Source organism: Niallia alba (assembly GCF_012933555.1).
GTDB classification, from domain to species: Bacteria; Bacillota; Bacilli; order Bacillales; family Cytobacillaceae; genus Niallia; species Niallia alba.
Window position 1 is genome coordinate 4,339,466 of sequence record NZ_JABBPK010000001.1, and the last position, 18,102, is coordinate 4,357,567.

Genomic DNA, 18,102 nt, shown 5'->3' on the forward strand with positions numbered 1-18,102 from the left:
CCTTAATCTTTTTCAGTTAATATCTTTAAAAACTCTTTCTTTGTTTGAAGTGTTTGGAACTTACTAATTGTCTCTTCATCTGCTAATAAGACAGCAACTTTTTGTAATAGTTTAATATGGATAGTTGTTTTATCAGTATCTTTAACTGCAAATAAGATAATAATATTAATAGGATTCCCGTCTAGTGATTCCCATTCTACAAAGTTGTTTGTTCTCCCAATTGCAATTGAAGTCTTTAATACATGCTTCGATTTCCCATGGGGGATGGCTACCCCCTTTTCTAGACCTGTAACACCTTCGTTTTCGCGAAACATCACATCCCTTATAAATCCCTCCTTATTTGAAATACAACCATTTTCAAATAATAAGTTGGTTAACTCATTAAGTACTTCTTCCTTTGTAGTACCTTGTAAATTTAACTCTATAAGGTCTTCGGTTACGACCTTATTAAAATCTAATTCTTCTATTCTCATGTTCACTTTACACTCTCCTATCTGTTCATTTTTCATCGATTATAGGCTGTTGATTGTAGTAGTCCTTAATAAATTGGTCTATTTTAAATTTATCCTCTTGGTTTAGAATGGGGCTCACAAGTATAGTAGGCTTACCAATGATACTATGTGTTTTCACAGTAGAAATTACTAGTTCTATATCTTCGTAATCAGTGTGTTTTATTCGTTGCTGAGCAATTATTTTCTTTATATGGATGTTAGGAAAAGTTCTTCTTATTTTTTCACTTAACAAATGAGAAGTGCCAATTCCACTTGTACATTCAATTAATATAGGAATTTGATTAGCAAAATGATCATCATATGAAATTTGAAAATATAAAGTCATATAACCAATTTCTTCATCTGTTATATACTTTTCACAATGCCCCTCTTCTATTAACTGTTTTACGCTAGCCTTCACTAAGCTAAATATATTGGCAAAGTTCGCTTTTATGGACTTTATAATTGGGTTAATTATATAGATTCGATGACTTAATCGATATATCATCGCGTGCATATGCAAGGTTAATCTTTCTAATAACTCATCATCTGTATCAAACCGATACCCGCTATTTTCTGTAACTCTTGCTATTAATCTATTAGTTAAAAGAATCACCTGTTCATTTTTATACTGCTCAGTATCTTGATTCAATAAAAACCGAGAATTAAGTTTATACGCTTTCAAAATATAATAGAGAGAAGAGATATCAAATGACTTCAATGGAATAGAAAACTGTTTTTTCAATTCATCAATTAAATCTTTACATATACAGTAAATATTAGAACTGTTATCTATCTCTTCAAATACTATTTCTTCTTCTAACGATAGCTTATTATATTGTTTTTCTATTATGGAAAGAAGAGAACAAAATAATGTTAAATAATATGGTTGATCTAAACTTAGATCGTGTTTCACTTGAATTTCATGGAGCAATTTCTTAATTTTTAATAAATTACTATTTTTCACTTTCACTTTTTTTATGGAATCAGGAATATCATATTGACTAAAAGGATCTCCCATTTGAGTTAAGTAATTCTCGATAATCACTGCCATCAAACGATAAATGGATAGTTTATCTCCCCTTAAAAAGGTTCCTTCATTTGTTCTTACTAACCTTAAGTTATAGAACTTTAATTCTTTTTCAATATGTTTAAAATCATTGAGGATAGAACTTTGGCTTACGATGTACTTCTCTGCTATTTTCTGAATTGAAGTCTTACAGGGTGCAATCGATAGAAGGTATAATAATAGATTTAAACGTCGTTCATCTGGTGAATCAAATACTATCGTTTCACTTTCAAGGGTTTCCTCGATTTTTTCTAAATAATAACCAAAACTCTCCTTTTTAATGATCCGAAACGGCATTAAATTGGCTTCTATTATTTGTTGGATATCTCTATATATCGTTTTTTTCGAAACTTTTAGTGAGGCTGCTAACTCAGCAGCTGTCACGTACCGCTTCTCCTTTCGTAAGATAGTAAGAATATTTTGATGACGCTCATTTATGACCTGACTCACAAATTACTTCACCTCTTTTCTTAACTCTATGGTAATATCTTATCCAATTGAAAACGGATACACAATTACAAAATTATATTTAATTTTATGTCCCTATTGAAGCGGATTCTCCTGTTTTGTTAAATACTAAAAAATTTATAAACGAATATAAGAGCTGTTTAATCATCGTCGATTATAGTTAATTTTCTCTTATAAGATTTTTCTTAGCAGTAATCGTTTATTGGCACTAAAAAAGCACAATAGCTATCCTATTGTACTCCTCAAGCAATCTATTATTTTCTAAAAGTTTAAAGTAAATAAGCAACCACCAACAGTATCGAACCAACGATAAAGCAGTAATAAGCAAAATATTTTAAGTTTCCTTTTTCCATAATACCCATTAACCATTTCATGGAGAAATATGTGAAAACTAAAGCTGTGATAAAAGCAATGAAATAAGGCAATGCCAAAGTTTTCATATCAGGGCTGTTAATCATATCCGTTACTCCAAGAATTGCTCCTCCAACACTTACAGGAATATAGAGCATAAAGGAAAAACGCAATGCCGTGCTTTGTTTCATTCCCAATCCAATTGATGCTATAACAGTCGATCCTGAGCGACTGATACCTGGTATAAGAGCAATCACTTGGGCACACCCAACAATAATGGCATCTTTCAAGGATAAATCGCCATCTCTTTTTACACCTCGCATATTTCTAATGATCCATAAAGCAACACCTGTAATTAGTAGTGTAATGGAAATAGTATAAAAGGAAGTAAAATAATCAGCAATATAATCGCCAAAAAGTACACCAACGACACCGGCAGGAATGGTTCCAATAATAACATAAAGGGAGAATCGGAAATCGGCTCGATAACTTTCCTTTCGAGTTTTTATATACAAGAAACTATGCGTTATTAGTTGCTTTATATCCTTACGATAAATGAAGACAATCGCAATTAAAGACGCCGTATTCGTAATAATCTCAAACGATAATCCTCTCTGCTCAATTCCAAGTAACCTTTGACCGATAATCAAATGACCACTTGAAGAAATCGGGATTGGCTCAGCAATCCCTTGGATTGCTCCTAAAATAAAATACTTAACAATTAATATAAAATCATGTAAATCCACTATTCAACCTCCAACACGTCTAGTTTTTCCTAGTATACGTGAAAATGAGATAGAAATACAGAGATCGCTAGCTATTATGTTCGGACTCTATTAAAGTGAATCCGTTTTAAAACCTGCTATATTAGAAAAAGCATAAGGATTTCCTATGCTTCATTTCAATATTTTAAAATCATAAGAATAAATAGAGGTTCCTTTTACAGATGATAGGATTTTATCTAGTCCTTCTATCCCTTGCTCTTCTACCTTCTCTCCATTTTCCAAGGAATAACTTTCTAGATAATACTTATCTTTTTTGGAATCGTCATATCTTAAGACAAACAATTGATCACCTACAAAATAAGCTTCTTCATTATGTCTGATTCCATCTTGCGGAAAATCCTCAAGTAGGAATTTATTCTGTTCTTGTCCATCTTTACTTACAGCAAATACTTCCCCTATGCCATTTACATAGAAAAAGACATCTCTCCACAAATAAGCTCCATTTTTAGAATTAATTGAAAAAGCTGCTGGATCATTTGTCATGTACCCCGTATTTAACTCCACTTTCGTTTGTTCCAACGTTTTCTTATTAAGTAGAAATAAAACGGTATTTTCTCTATTATCATTTGAAACTTCAGAAAGCAATATATAATAATGGAGATTATCACTCAAAATAGGCGCTAATGGAGCATACTGATATCCTTTCTTTATTTCTAATTTTTTTATATCATTTTTTTCTAATTGATTATTTTTCAAAACCACTTTCCTTAACGTATATTCATTTTTTTCTAAATCAGCAGTTAAAAGAAAAATTTCCTCCTCTGTTGAACCAGATGACAATATATAATAAGGAAGATTCCCCCCTCGAAATCCTTCGTCATTTCCCCAATAAATATTGGAATTATAGCCATCCGTGCTATTAGTTCCGGAATTATATATAGAGAAAAAGATATCCTGTTTTGCTAAATAACCTGTTCTTTCTCCTGTATGTTGATATTTCCTATCGATTACAGCATTCTTTTCTCCAATCAACCTCATTGTATGCTTGTCTTCTATTAACAGTTGTTTATCACTTATTGCCATGCTTCCTAATTCTAAGCCAGCCATTTGAAAGCCACATGCTTTTCCTTGGTCATCGATAAAAACTGCATAGCTAATCCCTTTATTATTCATATCTTGATCAGCTGTTGTCGATAAATAGACTACCGCTTGTTTATCCTTTAAAAAATCTGGATGATTGATAGTATCAATAGTAAGTTCATTTTCCGAATGGCCAATTTTAGTAGTTACAGTAATCATTAGAACGATAATTATAAGCAGAGCTATACCAAGTTTCTTTTTCATAATATCCTCCATAGTAAAAAGGCGGTATGCCTATATTGCAAACTCGCCCTCATAATCACTGATTTTCTACACTATGAAATTAATGAATCTCTAAAACTATCTGTGGGATACAACCACTGAACGAAAATATAAGGCGGCAACAATAGTTTTCTCTCTTGTTGTTCCGATAATAAATCAGCAATTGCGATCGTCGATTCCACGCCTCCATGTAAGGAAAGGTAATAATTTAGCTTTTTCATTACCTTAATTAACATATCCAATGTCTCTTTATCTTTTCTTAAAAGTTTATACGATATCCCTAGATTTGACTTTATTCCAAGTTGCTTTTGATGGATTGAAATCTCTTGGTAATGATTACTTCCAAGCTGATCTAATTGAACAAAAATTTCATTTTCAGCATCTAACTTATAAATTCCATTTTTAGGTATCCCTGTAACAACATCTTGATTTAGCTTTATAATCAAAGGAGAAATGTCATTAATAAGTTCTGAATCAAACTTATCAAATACTTCGAATAAAATTTGTGCGAGCGTATTTTTATGAAAAAGTGAATCTCTTGTTTTCAACATACTTTTTTGGTGTTTTTCAATTGAACATGCTACGATATGAGAAGTTGATGGCTGTAAATAATCACAATTCATTTGATCTTGATAAGTTACAAATATCCGTTGCATCAACTGATTATTCATCTCCACCATTTACAATTTACTCCGTGGTTACCTTAATAATACTTAACGGACCTGGTTGTGCCTCAGCCTCAGCAAATGCTTTATCTAAATTAGTCCCAAAAGTTAAGATTACAAGAGCTAGAATAGCGAATACTACTTTTTTCAATGTAAACAACTCCAATTCATAATATTTTATTACTATTAATTTAACGCAAAGGAATTGTTTAGTGAAAGAAGTAAAATTCTATTAAATTTTCTAGTATTTAAATAGTTTTTTTCCTCTACTATTTAACAAACTAGTTATCACGACGGAGTACTTCTTTGTTAATTTTCGTAATCAAGTGCTTTCATTAATAGATCTGCTGCCTTTTTATAGGCTTTTTTTTCATAAAAATGACTTCCAAGTTCTTTCGTAATTCTTCGAATTAGTGCACCTTGATTTAATTGCATAGCTGTATCAAGAAGTTTCTGCATTCCCTTTTCATAAGAACTTTCATTTCCTTGCAATTTTTTCACCGAAAACTTTATGATATTAAGTAGAATATAATCATACTTTAACCCATGTTTTTCTGTAATAAAAATTGCCTTTTCTAAATATTTATCTACTAAAACCCAATCCTTTAGCTCTATATAAATTTCTACTAATCTTTTTAATGGATAAACATTTTGTTGCTCTGACGAATGACTTTCAAATAATTCTATACTTTTTAAATAATATGTGACAGCCCCCTGATAATCCCTCTTTCTTTCAAAGATTCTTCCCATATTATGTTGAATCATTGCAATATAGTTCACAAACTTCTCACTCTCTTTATCCTCCACTATAATAGCTTCTGCCTTCTTCAAACAATCCATCGAAGTATCTAATTCGTTATTTAATTGATATTGAACACCAAGTGTAATTAATACAGTAATAATGTATTTTTTCTCCCCATAATTTTTAAAAATATCATAAGCCTTTTGGGAATAATAAAGACTTACTTCCTGGTTATCATACGTTCTTTGCTTAACCAAGCTGAGATTATAGTATAGTTTCGCAGCATCTAAATTATCTCGATCAATTAGTAAACTTTCGCCTTTTGAATAATAGTGATTTGCACGTTCAAAATCTTGGAAGTAATAAAAATAGTTACCACACGCCAAAAAATAATAAAAATATTCTTCCTCTAAACCCTCACTTATTTCTCCAGAAATAAATCTTTTAGATAAATTAAAAATGCTTCTAGCCTGCTCTATTTCTCCTTTTGTCGTATAGTATCTCAACAAAACTCCATAAAGATGTAGATTAATTTTTGTAGAATTTAATTCATATGTCTGAACAAGCAGATAGGAAAGATCTTCCTCCGATATTTTTTCACTTTGTTTATAGTTTTCCACAATTTCTAATGTCTTTTCATCTCTATTCGGAACACTTAATTCCGTTAAATCATAGCCAAGTCTTTTCGATACTTTCCTTAAAAATTCTGCTGATGGATTGATTTGCCCATTTTCAATCCTACTTAAATAAGTGATAGAACATATTCCTTCCGTTAATTCCTTTTGCGTCAGCTGTTTATGTATGCGCAGTTGTCTTATTCTTTCACCTACCATTTTATCTCCCTTCTCTCCTGTTATTTCCATTTCTCTATGTATTGATATTACAATTATTATAGCGCTAATGTACCATTTTTTTGAAAATATATGATAAAAATTCACAAAGATTGTTTCAAAAGGTTTATAAACTTCACATAATTTGGATAAGGAAAGAAAAAGCCCATAAAAAAACTTGACCATCAAAAATAGGTCAAGTTCTCTAATAAAAAGGAGGCTTGAAAATTACCCAATCGCTTTCGTAAATGCTCGGTTTCCTTTCGAAATATGAACAATGAGAGCGAAAAACGGAAAAGCAATCGCAAACAATAAAGCTGTCTCTGGACTGAATTGATAATAACTATAGCTTCCTATCCAAGAACCAAAAGCTCCCCCTAAGAAGAAAATAGTCATATACAGCCCATTTAATCTATTTCTAATAGCCGGGTTTAAGCTAAAAATCACCTTTTGTCCTAATAGCATATTTCCTGCTACCCCGATATCTAAGACGAGTCCAGAGATTACAATAAGGGCAATGCTTATAACAGAGTGATCCCTTACAAAAAATAAGAGAAAGATAGATAAGATTACTAATCCCATTGATACATTTGTCATAAAAAAAATATACCCTTTATCTGCCAACTTCCCAATATATGGGGTTAGTAATGCACCAGCAATGGCAACAAAGCCGATTAGCGCAATTTCATTATTAGAGAAATGCAAAGATTCGGATCTTAATAGAATCGGCATAACCGTCCAATACAGACTAAAAGTAGCAAAAATACAAGCATGATAAAATGCTCTTTGTTGTAAAGGCTGTGTTTCTTTCAGAACCCTTACCATCGAACGCAATAAAGCTGGATAGGTTATCCCAAGATTAGATTCTACTTCAAAATTCGGTAAGAATTTTAATAATAATAGCAATATAGAAACTAGGAAAAATAACGAAAAAAGAAATACCATTCGCCAGCCCAGCCAATCCGTAACGGCGATAGAAAAGGGCCGTGCCACCATAATTCCAATCAAAAGACCGCTCATCACTTTTCCAATATAATTCCCCACTTGTTCTTTAGGTACCATTTTCATCGTTAACGGCACCAACATTTGGGCAGCACTTGCGCCAATACCGATGATAGTGACAACGAACAAAAAGAGCATACCGTTTGTCGAAAATAAAGCACCTACCAAAGAAAGAATTGTCACACCCAATAATAAAATAATTATTCGCTTACTTTTATACAGGTCTGCCATAGGCACTAAGAAAAATAATCCAGCCCCATAACCAATTTGCGTTAAAGTAGTTAACAATCCAGAAACATTTGACGGAATATGTAAATCATCAGAAATATATTGAATAATCGGCTGGGTATAATAAATATTAGCGACTAAAGCTCCACAGCTTACTGCCAATAACAAGATGAGAAAATCTGTTTTGTTCTTCATTTACTTAACATCCCTCCCTAGAGACCAGATGTAATATAATATAATTACTTACAATGGAAAAGTCTAGAATAATTGCTTGACCTAGTTTTGGTAGACTTCAAGCAGAGGGAAATCATTCTTTTAAAAAACAAAATAAAAAAGGAGTGTTTCCCGTATTACAAACGGTAAAACACTCCTTGCACTTTCATTCCCAAATAAATGTACAAATTTCCTCTTCTGTTATTTGCTTGGAATCAAATACTTCTTTCTCTATTTCTTCTAATAGATTTCCTCTTTTCGGACATTTTCCTTTATATAATACAGATAAAGGCTGTTTTTCAGCTGTTAAATTATAGCCACGCAGAACTATTTCATTACTATTTTCCTTCTGCTTGAACGCCGTTAATCGGAAGGCATTCCCTTCTAATTGAATAAACTCATATTCTGCCGGATAATCCCCTTGATGGATATCTGTTTGGACACTAGAAAGAGGAATTTGAAAGTTAATAGCTGCATGATAGGATTCTAGTTTATCCATACTACCGTGAAACCCTACTGCAAATTTCACTATCTGCTCTCCCAAACACTGGGCTTCTGGTGTCGGGAAATACCCCCAATCCCCCAATTCTCCAACCGCTCGCATCAGCGTTACCGCGATAACATCATCGATTATTTCATACTCATTTAATCCATAATTCGCAACCGTTACACCGCGAAGTTCATCATTTAAATTGACAAAGGCATGCTGATGCTGCGGATTCGTTGGATTTTCCCAGCTTGTATTCACTTGGTTCGGTCTTTTCACCACTTCAAAAATACTGTCTGCTTCGTGCTCTGCTACATGAATTCCTGTCGGGAAAAGAACACGCAATCGGTGATCCTTCATTTGATTATCAAAGGAAGTTTCAAACAAAAGTTGATTACTATTGCGTTCTAATCTTATTTTTGTTTTTAACTCCAATGTTTTCAACTTTTTCGAACGTCCCGCATTACGTTCTCTAAATTCAATCAATCCCTTTTGTTCCTCCAATAAGCTTTCATCAGCTGATTCAGGAATGACCATTTGTTGGATTATGAGCACTTCCCCGTACGATACAACATCAGAGACAATCTCGACTTTTGCATTCCCTGCCGAAGATAAAATTGCTTCATCTCCTTTTGGCATTTTATAGATATATTCATTGCCAATATCTCCAGTATTCTCAAAAACGAGAAAATTAGTGTACGAACTATTCGTAGATTTGTCCAAAATAGTTAGTGTACCGTTTGATTCTATTTGCACCTTTACATATTCATTTTCTAAAATCCGCCCATTATTTTGGACAATACTAACATATTTATTCTGCTGCGGCACTCCTTCGATGAGAGCATATGTCTTCCACGATAATGGACTCATTTGATCTAGCTCAAGCTCAACAAGCACATAGGCACCGATAAATGGCTGACGAAAACGATCCTTGGGGAGATCATAATCAAAACGTATGTCCGTATGAATCATTCTGGCCGGAATCTCCACTCCCTGTTCATCGATTACCTTCATAGCTGGCAGTTTTTCTTCTTTTAGCTCACGATACAACTCATCTGGTCGACCATTGGAAAACGGTAGCCGTTTCCACTCTACCTCTATTTCTACAGTACCCGTCTTGGCACTACCAGCTGTGTTAAAGACAATAAATGGATGGCTTTCATCAGGAAAATGGCTAGTATCAATTTGTTCTGCAAGTTTATTCAACGCTTCACTTTGTATAAACTTTCCAACTTCCTCTGCTTTAGCAAAACGAGTCATCATTTCACGATGCACCGCATCCACACTACAACCACAAATGCTATCATGCGGATGATTTTGCATTAACTGCTTCCAGGCAAACTGAAACATTTCATGCGGATATTCCCCCTTATCGTTATACGCCATAGTAGCTAGCGGCTCTGCAATATTTTCTAACAGTCTACTTACATCAGTATTTCTTTGTTTTAGATAAACTCTTGACGATGCAGTGTTTGCTAATGTATACCATCCATCTGTTTCTTGACTCGTTAACTCTCCTTTAACGGTGTGCAAGTTATCAGGAATATCCTGCTTTAAAGCCTTCATATACTCATCAAAATTACTATGTATGAAGGTTATGTCTGGATATAATTCATTTGCAACTTCAATGGCTTTCGTTATATCTTTTTGAAGTGGTTGATGGTCACAGCCATTCATAAACAATAGATGATCTGTTGATGCATATTGAAGTGCATCGTTTATTTTCTGATCCCAAAATAGCCTTGCACCTGCTTTGTCTACTGGAATTTCATTTCCATTACTATACCAATTGGCAAAAAGAATTCCTAAAACAGATGATTGATCCGGTCCTTCCCACCACATCTCTGAAAATGGGGAACTATAGTGATCATCTTTGATAACAATATTGTTGAATCCAGTAGGCTTAACGCCTCTGCCAAAGGCTGCTACCTCCATACCAGACTGTTTGAGAATTTGTGGCGCTTGCCCCATATTACCAAAAGTATCAGGAAAATAACCTAGTTTAACAGGTGAACCCCATTTTTTGCATTCTTCCAAGCCAATTAATAAATTGCGCACATTCGCTTCACTGCTAATCAAAAAATCATCTTGTAAAATGTAAAAGGGACCAATTTTTAATTTCCCCTCTTGAATATATTTTTTTAGCTTCCATTCATTTTGCGGTTTCACTTCGAGATAATCATCAAGTATAATCGTCTGTCCATCTAAATGAAAACTATCAAAATCAGGATCTGTTTCAAATAACTCTAGTAAATCATCGATTAACTGAACTAACCTCATCCGATGCTGCTCAAAAGGCAAATACCATTCTCTGTCCCAGTGACTATGAGACACAATATACACTTTTTTCATCTCCAGCGCTCCTCTTTTTTTCATTTACTGCCCCTAACTATTATTCTTTCTTCACTCGAATATCAAAGTAATCCATTACAAGTTCGCAAAACATCATATTCGCCCATGAGAACCACTCTCTTGTATATTGTGAAGGGTCATCTACATCAAAGCCTTCATGCATTAAATGAGTTCCCCCATCACATGATACGAGTAAATCTAGTATTCTTTCTTTCTCTTTTTTATCCGTTGTCGTAAGTCCTTCCATCGCAAGCGCAATTGGCCAGATATAATTTTCTGGTGTATGAGAACTTCCTATACCTGCTGCATATTTCCCCTTATAATAGTAAGGATTTTCATTACTAAGCACTGTCCGGCGCGTTGCTTTATATCGTTCATCATTCGCCTCTACATATCCAAGATACGGGGCAGACAATAGATTAGGAATATTCGAATCATCCATTATATTAAAGTTGCCTTTTCCATCTACTTCATAGGCGTAAATTTCTTCTCCACTTTTATTACGCACAACAGCAAACTCTTCAATCCCTTTTTGTATAGCTGCTTGTAACTTTTTAAATTTAGGGACAAAAGTGTTTTCTTTCAAAACAGTTTCATATATTTCTATTAAGTAACCAAGAACTACACTAGCAAACATATTTGAAGGCACTAAATAACCATAAACACAAGCATCATCACTTGGTCTAAAACCTGACCAAGTCATTCCAGTTGGTACAACTTCTGGTCCTCTTCCCTTGTTTACCAGAGTATCTTCTTTTCTGTCTGTTACTCTTTCAAACATATACGCTGAATTCGTATGATCTTGTTCTATCGTCCATACTTCAATTATTTTTTGAACTGCTTCCTGAAATGTATGATTAAATTGATTCGTTCTCCCTGTTGCCTTCCAGAACAAATAACTAAGTTGAATCGGATAGCACAATGAATCAATTTCATACTTTCTTTCCCAAATCCATGGATTCATTGTCGTTAAATCACTTTGGTGTCCAGCATTATCCGCCTCTTTATTGAAAGCGTTAGCATAAGGGTCCAAACAAACATACTGAAATTGTCTTTCGATTAGACCTGCAATCATATTAGCCATTTCTTCATCCGCTTCTGCTAGCACTAAATACGGTCTAACCTGTGCAGTTGAGTCTCTAAGCCACATCGCCGGGATGTCACCAGTAAGAAGAAAAGTCGTTCCGTCCTCCAGCTTTTCAACTGTTGTTTCTAATGTATTAGCAAAGCAAGTATTAAAATTAACTGCCCAATCCGCATGTTCATCTCCACATTTTTCCGTGATCATTTTCATAAACTCTCTAACTGATGACATTGCCGTTTTTTGATATGACATTTTTTAAACCCCTCCCGAATTTGATATATCATTTAAAATCATTTTAATTTTAAATCTCGTTATTGTCTAATCTTTCTTTTTCTTATTTTATGAAAAAAAGTGGATAGATATCAATGAACAGAACTATTTCCTTTATTTAAAATCATTAAAAACAGTCTTTTCTTTCCATTTAAATCTTTACGGAAAGTATTTTCATGTTATAATAAATTTGATATATCATTTAAGGAGTTTATGATGAAAAAAGAACCACTTTATCAAAAGATCGTCACAGACATACTGGCACAAATTCAAGCTGGTGATTTAAAGCCAGGGGATCAAGTACCAACTGAATTAGAAATATCTAAACAATACAATGTTAGTCGTATAACTTCCAAAAGAGCTTTAACCGAATTAGAAAATAAGCAATTAATCGAACGAATCCAAGGGAGAGGAAGCTTTGTTGCAGAACAACAGCAGCCTCATTCTAATGTCATTCTCTTTATTCTTCCTTTTCCCAATAATCCCGGACTAGGAGATTATGCGCAAGGAATTAGCCGTTTTATTGCGAACACATCCTATACTGTTCAAATACAAACAAATGCTTACTTAAGCCAACTCGATGCAAAAAAATTATCATCTATGTATGCTGGTCTCCTCCTTTATCCAGAGGCTGGAACATCGCATTTAGATATTCTTTATACCTTATATCTCGAAAAATTTCCGGTTGTCGTGCTTGATAAAAAAATTGAAAGCATCCCATTTCCCTTTATCACATCAGACAATATGCAAGGTGGCTATCTAGCCACTCAACATTTGATTAACCATGGGCATAAGAAAATTATTTTTTATACCACACAGAATTTAGAAAGAAGTTCTACTATCCGAGAACGGTATTTAGGCTATTTAAAAGCAATACACCAAGCAAATTTAGAATATCATGACTCCAAAGTAGTAAATCCAGATGAGGATAACAGTAGCTTTATCCATCAAATGAAAGAAGAGCAAATTACAGGACTTATAGTAGAGAACGACATTAATGCAATTCATTTAATGAAAGAAATTAAAAGATGTGGCTATCAAATTCCTAAAGACTTTTCCATTATTGGATTTGATAATATCCAAGCAGCTGAGCTTGTTGATCCAGGGTTATCCACCATCGCCCAAAGTTTCGAGGAGATTGGGTATCAAGCAGCCAAACAACTTATTCAATTAATCGATAACAACCAAGATATTCATTCTGTAGTAGTTCCTATTGAAATGATGATTAGAGAATCCACTAATTAAGGAGAGGTGTCTATGCTAGAATTAATGGATACAAGACAAGGTACGGAGAATCAACATAGCTATTCAAATGGGAATACCCTTCCCTATACTGGTTTTCCATTTGGTATGAATTTCTTTGTTCCACAAACTAAACACACTAATGGAAGTTGGTTCTTTCATCCAAGAGATCGGGTGTTTCAAGGATTTCGATTAACTCATCAGCCAAGCCCATGGATGGGTGATTTCTCCCATTTATTACTAACACCTCTTTCAGGTGCTTTTCAAAATGCAGATATTTACCATTATCAAAGTTCCTATCGACCTGAAAGTGCCATATTTCAACCACATTATTTACAAATAACACAGGCTCGCTATCAAATTAAGAATGAACTAGTTCCTACTACGTATGGCGCCATTCTTCGTTCCAATTATAGAGATTCCAATCTACCAGGTCTGTCACTACATCTCCCAGGTAAAGGGGAAATTTCACTAGATAGTAATAAGAAACAGATAAGCGGTTATGTCTCTAATTTTGCTGGCTGTGAAGATCCTAATTTTAAGATGTATTTTATCATGACTTTTAATCATCCCATTGATCAAGAGCATACCGGATTTTTCCAAGGGGATAATCCATTTACTCCAGCTCTTTCAGCATCTGGTGAGGATCAGCACTTTTTGATTCGCTTCTTATTAAACCAGGAGGAACCGCTAGAAACCCGACTTGCAACTTCTTTTATTAGCAGTAATCAAGCAGAGTGGAATTTAAACCAAGAGCTATCCCCTTTTTCTTTTGATACACTCCAAAAGCAAGCGGCAGATGCATGGGAATATTATTTAAATAAAATTGAAGTAAAAAACCAAGATTTTTCAGCAGTTAAAACTTTTTATCACTGTATGTACCGTATGTTTCTTTTTCCGCAAAAATTTTATGAAATAAATCAACAGGGCGAGCCGATTCATTATGATACAACAAGCAAAAGGGTAAAAACTGGTGTCCTATATACAAATAACGGCTTTTGGGACACATTTCGGACCGTCTATCCTCTATATTCTCTTCTTATTCCAGATGAATACGAGGAAATGTTGCGAGGATTTCTAAACAGTTATAGAGAAACTGGCTTTTTGCCAAAATGGCTATCACCAGATGAACGAGGTCTAATGCCAGGCACATTAATTGATGCTGTTATTGCTGATGCATCCCAAAAAGGGATTGCTCGTGATATCATTCCCGAGTTATTTGAAGCAATGGTTAAAACAGCTTCTACTGTAAGCTCAAAGCCTACTTACGGACGGCAAGGTATCGAAGACTATGATACATACGGCTACATACCTTCCAACCATCATGAAAGTGTTAATCATACACTGGATTATGCCTATAGCGATTTTTGTATTAGCAGGGTAGCGAAAGAATTAGGAAATAAAGAAATGGAGCAAATGTTTGAAAAACGGGCTTATAATTATCTTAATATTTTCCATGAAGAAACAGGATTTATGCGCGCTAAAGATAAACAAGGCAGAGTGGAAGAACCTTTTAATTGCTTTAGCTGGGGACAGGATTATGCAGAAGGAAGTGCTTGGCAAAGTAGTTTTGCTGTTTTTCATGATTTTGCTGGGTTAATTAATGCCTATGGAGGTAATAAGCCTTTTAGAGAAAAATTAGTACAGCTTTGTAATCAAGAACCAATTTTTGAAACAAAAGGCTATGGATTTGAAATACATGAAATGAGCGAAATGGCGGCAATCGATTTTGGCCAAGTTGCCATATCCAATCAGCCGAGCTTTCATTTGCCGTATTTATTTACCTACGCTGGTGATCCTGCTTCATCTCAAGTATTATTAAAGCAATTAATGACACAGTTATTTACTAGTAGTCCAACTGGCTATCCTGGTGATGAGGATAACGGCAGTATGTCTGGCTGGTTCATTTTCAACAGTATGGGCTTCTATCCAGTCTGCCCTGGAACTGGCGAATATGTAATTGGAATTCCTATCTTTGATTCCATTACAATTCATCTTCCAAATGATAAGAAAATCGAGATTTCAACTAAGTTCAACCAGCCACAATTTAGTTTTGTTCATCAGGTTACCGTTAATAACGCAACATACAACAAACTAACTTTAGAACATGATTTACTTATAAAAGGTTGCACAATCGACTTTCAGCTTGGCATTGTACCGCCAAATAAAGACTATGCAGAAACAGATTTACCTTATTCCTTGTCGACAGACAGTGCCGCCTCCGAATATAAAAGCAATGTTTAATCAAAGGCTGGGACATAAGTATTCCAGCCAAGGATAAATCCGAACAATTATACGAAGATGCTAATGAAAGTTCCGTATAATTGTTTGGTTTTTTATTTGTTTTTAAAAGGAGGTTTCCATGAAGTTTAGTGCGGTTCCCCCGCAGCCGGAATACACTTCGCTTTCCGTGGGGCTAAGCTTAAGCCTCCTCAGCTTCGCCTCCGGGGTCTCAGACTGTCTCGCTAATCCCACAGGAGTCTGCGCGTATTCCGGCTGCTCTGTTTTTCCAACTAATTATATTTCCTCTTGTAAAAAGTATGCGAAAGCAGCCGCTATTTAGTTATGTCTCAACCTTTTTCTTTGCTCTAAATATAAATGTACTATGATTTAATATTTACACAACTATAAAGGTGCGGGTGGTATGCACTCTTTTCCTGATTAAGAGGGAAAGGAGGTGACATACTAATGGATTTCGTATTGGACTTACTCAGAGATGTGGCAAAAATCTTTTTTACTACTCTTTCTGCTGGCTTTGCTAATCGCTTAGCAAGCAGAAAAAAGAACAAACGAAAACCTACCCCGCGCCGACCAAAGCAAAAGGATAGGTCTTCTAAATAAATATTTAGTATACCACTCGTAAGGAGTTACCGCTCCTTGGTTTTTAGTTTATTTCTTATATATAATAATATACTTACTGTAAAAATTTCAATCTATCATCACTTAAAATGAAGAAGATAAGCTTCCACTAACTCTTCCATTTCCATCGCTGAAGAATTTAAACAAGTTACAGCGATGGCATCTCTTTCCTTACTCATCAATCGGCTGAAATAATTGCTGATAGCTGTCCCTAAACTCCTTCGGGGAAATCCCACAATACTTTTTAAAGTTTTTATAAAAATAACCTGGGCTCATATAGCCAATTTTTTCAGATATTTCATTTATATTCAATTCTGAATGGAGTAATAAATTCTGTGCTAGCTTTATTCGATAATGATTTAAATATTGGGAAAAGCTTTTATTTGTTTCTTTCTTGAAAATCTGGCCTAGATACATGACATTTAAGTGTAGCCTTTCCGCAATAGACTTTAATGTTAAATCTTCTCGAAACTCTTCTTGAATTATTTGCAGGACATTTTGCACATTGCTGCTGTATTCCCTTTTGAATTTCTTATACTTTAAATTATACATAAGATCTGTAATCAACATTTGAAGCTCCTTAAAGGAACTTGCTTTATTTATTTTCTCAACCATCTCTTCATAAATTAATTCATCTTGAATTTCAAGCTCCCGATAAATATCCATAAACACCAGAAAGATAATATAGCGGGTGTATTCTGGAGAAGCAGCAGCTTCCATCAGCCCAGCAAAAATTTGCTTTATTTCTTTTTCGATCGTATCTATATTTCTTATCCCTAGCGCTTTTTTAAACGCTGAGAATGACAAATTAGGTAAACTTTCATTTAACAAGGCCATTGTTTTCGAATCTGCAAGGAGTTGCTGCCGTTCGTAAAAAGCACAAAGATATAAGCTACTCTTCGCATGTTCATAACTAATCGAAACATCGGCCATCCTCTTTACTTCTTCCCCTCTGCCAAAGGCAACCTTTTTTTGACGATAAAGAACTTGAATCAATTTTATTAAACGATCAATCCCCATTCTTTCGCCAAAGTAGATAATGACCCATTGCCCTTCCTCGTAATGATGAAAAAAATACAGGTCCTTTCTTTTTTGTAGCAGCTGATAGACAGCGTCATGATATTCCTTCTCATAGGTAAAGATAAGAACCTGAAACTGACTTGTCTCTGTATAGCTATCAAAGGTTGCCAGCATCTTCTTTAAATCCATATAGTCAATGTCATCATGAACCCAACGTTTCAGCAGGTGTTCAAATAAAAACTTTTCTCCTTGCATTCTCAGCTTTTCCTCTTCAAATTCCTTGATGCACTTTTTTAACGTTTCCATTAATTCTTCCTTGTTAATTGGTTTAATTAAATAATTCTCAGCTCCCATTTGAATACTTTCTTTTACATATTCAAATTCTTGATAACCAGACAACACGATAAAACGAAAAAAAATCGACTCTTTTTGTGACTGCTTCAAAAAGTCGATCCCAGAAAGAATCGGCATTGTTACATCCGTTATTACGATATCTACTTTTTGCCTTTTTACAAATTCCAATGCTTCTTGTCCGTTACCAGCCGTACCGACAATTTCAAATCCAAGTTCTTCCCACGGTATGAGCTTTTGCAAACCTCTTACGATCATGTATTCATCATCAACAAGCAGAACTTTATACAA

General features: G+C 34.4%; 14 protein-coding genes. 3 read left to right on the top strand and 11 right to left on the bottom strand.

Annotated elements, in window-relative coordinates:
* Nucleotides 1-2: 2 nt before the first annotated feature.
* From HHU08_RS20675 to HHU08_RS20715, 10 genes are all read right to left on the bottom strand, one after another.
* Nucleotides 3-473, bottom strand: coding sequence for a PTS sugar transporter subunit IIA (locus tag HHU08_RS20675; protein ID WP_169189724.1), 471 nt, complete (start codon nucleotides 471-473; stop codon nucleotides 3-5).
* Between the two features lie 25 nt (nucleotides 474-498).
* Complete coding sequence (locus tag HHU08_RS20680; protein ID WP_169189190.1) at nucleotides 499-2,010, bottom strand: BglG family transcription antiterminator; 1,512 nt, start codon at nucleotides 2,008-2,010, stop codon at nucleotides 499-501.
* 287 nt (nucleotides 2,011-2,297) lie between these two features.
* The gene (locus tag HHU08_RS20685) at nucleotides 2,298-3,125 is read right to left on the bottom strand and encodes an undecaprenyl-diphosphate phosphatase (RefSeq protein WP_169189191.1); all 828 of its coding nucleotides are present in this window, start codon (nucleotides 3,123-3,125) and stop codon (nucleotides 2,298-2,300) included.
* A 150-nt stretch (nucleotides 3,126-3,275) separates the two neighbouring features.
* Nucleotides 3,276-4,448, bottom strand: coding sequence for a hypothetical protein (locus HHU08_RS20690; RefSeq protein WP_016202090.1), 1,173 nt, complete (start codon nucleotides 4,446-4,448; stop codon nucleotides 3,276-3,278).
* Between the two features lie 71 nt (nucleotides 4,449-4,519).
* Nucleotides 4,520-5,146 (bottom strand): hypothetical protein, encoded by a 627-nt coding sequence (locus HHU08_RS20695; protein WP_169189192.1) that lies wholly within the window; start codon nucleotides 5,144-5,146, stop codon nucleotides 4,520-4,522.
* 7 nt (nucleotides 5,147-5,153) lie between these two features.
* A complete protein-coding gene (locus HHU08_RS25555) occupies nucleotides 5,154-5,282 on the bottom strand; it encodes a hypothetical protein (RefSeq protein ID WP_263479752.1) in 129 nt (42 codons plus the stop codon).
* 158 nt (nucleotides 5,283-5,440) lie between these two features.
* Nucleotides 5,441-6,706, bottom strand: coding sequence for a helix-turn-helix domain-containing protein (locus HHU08_RS20700; RefSeq protein WP_169189193.1), 1,266 nt, complete (start codon nucleotides 6,704-6,706; stop codon nucleotides 5,441-5,443).
* A 225-nt stretch (nucleotides 6,707-6,931) separates the two neighbouring features.
* Nucleotides 6,932-8,128 (bottom strand): MFS transporter, encoded by a 1,197-nt coding sequence (locus HHU08_RS20705; protein WP_169189194.1) that lies wholly within the window; start codon nucleotides 8,126-8,128, stop codon nucleotides 6,932-6,934.
* Between the two features lie 184 nt (nucleotides 8,129-8,312).
* Nucleotides 8,313-10,985 carry an alpha-mannosidase gene (locus HHU08_RS20710; protein WP_235678846.1) on the bottom strand — a complete coding sequence of 891 codons (2,673 nt, stop codon included), beginning with the start codon at nucleotides 10,983-10,985 and terminating at the stop codon, nucleotides 8,313-8,315.
* Between the two features lie 40 nt (nucleotides 10,986-11,025).
* Nucleotides 11,026-12,321, bottom strand: a complete 1,296-nt coding sequence (locus HHU08_RS20715; protein WP_169189196.1) for a glycoside hydrolase family 125 protein — start codon at nucleotides 12,319-12,321, stop codon at nucleotides 11,026-11,028.
* Nucleotides 12,322-12,552: 231 nt separating this feature from the next.
* Here HHU08_RS20715 and HHU08_RS20720 point away from each other — a divergent pair, with 231 nt between their 5' ends.
* The 3 genes from HHU08_RS20720 to HHU08_RS20730 all read left to right on the top strand — a co-directional run bounded on the left by HHU08_RS20720 (nucleotide 12,553) and on the right by HHU08_RS20730 (nucleotide 16,422).
* Nucleotides 12,553-13,584: a GntR family transcriptional regulator gene (locus HHU08_RS20720; RefSeq protein WP_169189197.1), complete on the top strand. Its 1,032-nt coding sequence runs from the start codon at nucleotides 12,553-12,555 to the stop codon at nucleotides 13,582-13,584.
* A gap of 12 nt (nucleotides 13,585-13,596) precedes the next feature.
* Entirely contained in the window at nucleotides 13,597-15,825 is a 2,229-nt protein-coding gene (locus HHU08_RS20725; protein ID WP_169189198.1) for a GH92 family glycosyl hydrolase, read from the top strand.
* 444 nt (nucleotides 15,826-16,269) lie between these two features.
* Nucleotides 16,270-16,422, top strand: coding sequence for a hypothetical protein (locus tag HHU08_RS20730; RefSeq protein ID WP_169189199.1), 153 nt, complete (start codon nucleotides 16,270-16,272; stop codon nucleotides 16,420-16,422).
* A 189-nt stretch (nucleotides 16,423-16,611) separates the two neighbouring features.
* Here HHU08_RS20730 and HHU08_RS20735 read toward each other — a convergent pair whose 3' ends face one another.
* Entirely contained in the window at nucleotides 16,612-18,102 is a 1,491-nt protein-coding gene (locus HHU08_RS20735; RefSeq protein WP_169189200.1) for a response regulator transcription factor, read from the bottom strand.